The sequence below is a fragment of the Ruegeria sp. HKCCSP346 genome, assembly GCF_017872595.1.
Lineage (GTDB): Bacteria > Pseudomonadota > Alphaproteobacteria > Rhodobacterales > Rhodobacteraceae > Ruegeria.
Window position 1 is genome coordinate 1 of sequence record NZ_JAEDOT010000019.1, and the last position, 3316, is coordinate 3316.

Annotated in this window: 2 protein-coding genes; both read right to left on the minus strand. The window is 57.8% G+C overall.

The features are described 5' to 3' along the window. Positions 1-1756, minus strand: a 1756-nt coding sequence (locus I9185_RS20300; RefSeq protein ID WP_210093936.1) for a thiamine pyrophosphate-binding protein, incomplete at its 3' end; no start/stop codon positions are given. Next, positions 1756-3165: an aldehyde dehydrogenase family protein gene (locus I9185_RS20305; protein ID WP_210093937.1), complete on the minus strand. Its 1410-nt coding sequence runs from the start codon at positions 3163-3165 to the stop codon at positions 1756-1758. The genes I9185_RS20300 and I9185_RS20305, both read right to left, overlap by 1 nt. Positions 3166-3316 lie beyond the last annotated feature (151 nt).

Genomic DNA, 3316 nt, shown 5'->3' on the forward strand with positions numbered 1-3316 from the left:
TGTCCGGCGAGTATATGTCCAAGATGTTCCAATGTCCGGTCGTTGGTGTTGGGTTGTTGATCATTGGGACATCAAGAACGGTTGGTTTGCCGCTGGCGATTGCCGCTTCCAATGCGGGCAACAATTCATCAGCAGCACTGAGCCTGTGCCCTTCTGCACCATAAGCTTTTGCAATATCTGCATAACCCGGTCCGTTTGCGGGTGCGGCGGCTGATCCGGGGAACGTGGTTCCATAGGTCAAACCGTAATGAGCTTTTTGAAGGCCTGCGATCGTTCCGAAGGCGTTGTTGTTCATGACCAGCCAGATGATGCCCAGATTGAGTTCGACGGCCGTTGCGAGCATCGACGGGTTTTGACCGAAGCCACCATCGCCAACTAAACTTAGTACGACTCGATCAGGTGCTGCCAATTTCGCGCCGATCGCGCCCGGAGGGCCAAAACCCATCGTCGCGAACCCGCCCGGGGTCAGTATTGAGCCAGGGGTCAGGATATCGAATTGCTGTCCGACACCGTTCTTGTTCCACCCAACGTCCGTGGTGATGATGGCATCCTCAGGCAGTGCCTTGCGGGCATCTGCCAGAATGCGCTCGGGCATCATCGGAAAGGCTGATGAGGTCGCCATTTCCACATTGCGCGCTTTGAAGTCCGTCCGAAAGTCAGCGATCTTCTGCTCCAGCACGGGGCGCTTGAAGCCGTCCGGATACATCTCGCGGGCGACCCGGTTGAGGACGCGCAATGCGGCCTTGGCGTCAGCAACGACTCCGATCTCGGTGGGATAGTTCCGACCGATCTCCTGCGGCTCAATGTCGATATGAATGACCTTGGAACCGGGGATGTTGAACGTATAGCCGGGGTACCAGCTGGAGCAATCGGCCTCTTTGAACCGGGTTCCCACGGCAAAGATGTAGTCCGCATTCAAGCAGGACTGGTTGACCAATTCGGTGCCCCAAAACCCGGTCATTCCCAGCACAAGCGGATGGTCGTCTCGCAACGCGCCTTTACCCATCAGGGAATGCGCGACTGGAAGGCCCATATGTTCAACAAATTCTCGCAACTCCTCACTGGCCTGCGCCAACAGGATACCGCCGCCGACATAGGCAACCGGGTTTTCGGCCTGTGCCAGAGCCTCAATGATTTCACGTGCGGTTTCATCGTCAATCGACGGCTTCTTGAGCGCGCGCGTGTTATCGCGGATACGGTCGAAGCTGTCCGAGGGGATCACCTCGGAGAAGATGTCCATCGGCACATTGACCAGCACCGGCCCGGGCTGACCGCTTTCAGCCAGATGGAACGCCTTTTCCAAGATTTCGGCCATCAGGTCGGCGCGATCCACCCGCCAAGCACGTTTGACGAAGGGGCGATAAATCTCCCATTGGGCCGCGTCTGCGTGCAGGTTTACTTCCTGATGCGGATGCTTGCCATAGTAATGCGTGGGAATATCGCCCGCGATCACGACCATGGGGATACAGTCCAGCGCCGCGTTGGCGACCCCGGTAGCACAGTTTGTCAAACCTGGGGAGAGGTGTGACAACACCACCGAGGCCTTGCCCGTCACGCGGGCATATGCGTCCGCCGCGTGGCTGGCGATTTGTTCGTGCCGCACCGTGACAAAATCAATCGGACTTTCGGCTAGTGCAGCCAGAACTGCGATGTTTGTATGGCCACAAAGCCCGAACACATGCTTGACATCACGGCGTTCGAGGAAATCAACGATGTGTTCGGCGACGGTTTTACCGTCGAGTTTGCTTGCGTCCATCACGCGACCTCCTGTCCGTAGAATTCACCGAACAGGTCCGGCTCCGAGGGGCGATCCTCAGGGATCGGACGGCTGACCCAGGTGTAGTTCATCATGTGTTTCATGGTGACGTTTTCATTTGTGATGTTGCCGCCCCAGATGCCGCAACCAAGGCTGCTGGTCATAGGCATGCCATTGGTCCACGCACCCGCGTTGGCCTTGGACTGAGGCTGTCGAACCATCATGCGACTGACCGGAGCCAGACGCGCCAACCGGTCGATGTGATCGTCATTGTGGCTGTAAATGCCGCAGGAATGGCCCTTGCCCCCGGTGTTGTAGATCTGGCTGACCGTTTCCAGCGCATCATCGAAAGTTTCGAAGTGATATAGCGCCATTAACGTGGTCAGTTTTTCCTTGGAGAACTTATGCTGCGGGCCGATTTGCCCCTGATTTTCAACCATCAGGAATTTGCGATCTTCGGGGATCGAGAACCCGGCGACCTTGGCCGTTTGCTGAGGCGGACAAGCTATGGTCGGGAACGTGCGGTTGCCCCTATCATCCCACATAGCCGCTTCGAGCATGGCCTTCTCTTCATCCGAACAGAGATATCCACCTTCGGCCTCAAGTGCCTTGATCATATCGTCGTAGACCGAGCGCTGGATGATGATGTTGCCATCTGCCGAGCAGCCAGACCCAAAGTCAGAGGTCTTAGAAATACGAGTGTTCTGAGCGGCAATGTCCAGATCTGCGGTCTCATCGATGACGATGGACGAATTGCCCGCGCCCACGCCATAGGCCGGACGTCCCGAGCTGTACGCCGCCTTGACCATGGGCTTGCCGCCCGTCGCCAACGTCAGGTCACAAATCTCCATCAGATGTTGCGTCAATGGGATCGACGGTTTGCGAATGGATTGGAACAAGTCCTCGGGGGCACCGGCAGCACGACAAGCTGCACGCATGACCTCGACCATTTCAAAGGTGGTATGGGCGGTTCGCGGATGCGGGCTGAAGACGACCGCATTCCGGGCGTTCGCGGCGGACACGCCGGTCACTGGTGGAGTCATTGCCGGGTTGGTCATCGGGATCAGGGAGGCGATCACACCGGCAGGTTTGGCATATTTCACCAGACCTTTTTCCTCATCCACCTCGACGATACCCGTCGAGGGTGTGCGCAAGACATCTCGCAGCACCATGTGAATCTTGAAGCGCTTCGCAGGACGCCCTGCGCGATCTCCGATACCGCTTTCGTCCACGCCCTGCTGGGCCAAACGCGTGAAGGTCTTCTCGTTCCCCGCATACCACGCAATGGCCTGAGACAGGCGGTCCAGCCTGTCCTGACCCCAATCCTCGATCTCGGCCATGGCAGCGCGGGCGCGCGCCAGCATATCGGCCGCGAGTTGTCGGTCGTTTTCAGTGAGCTCTTTGCCCATGATAATCCTCTTGGTGTTTTGGAATTGCTGCATCGGTCATACGACGCTGAGATCGCGCCGCGCCGAATGTCCGCTTGGCGTGGCTGAGACAGCGACGCGCGTGTTCTTCATATCCCAACTCGGCAACGCGGCTTTGGTTGGGCAGTTCGAT

Excerpts from the sequence above, each read along its gene's own strand:
- I9185_RS20305 (WP_210093937.1), bottom strand. The coding sequence starts at position 3,165 with ATGGGCAAAGAGCTCACTGAAAACGACCGACAACTCGCGGCCGATATG.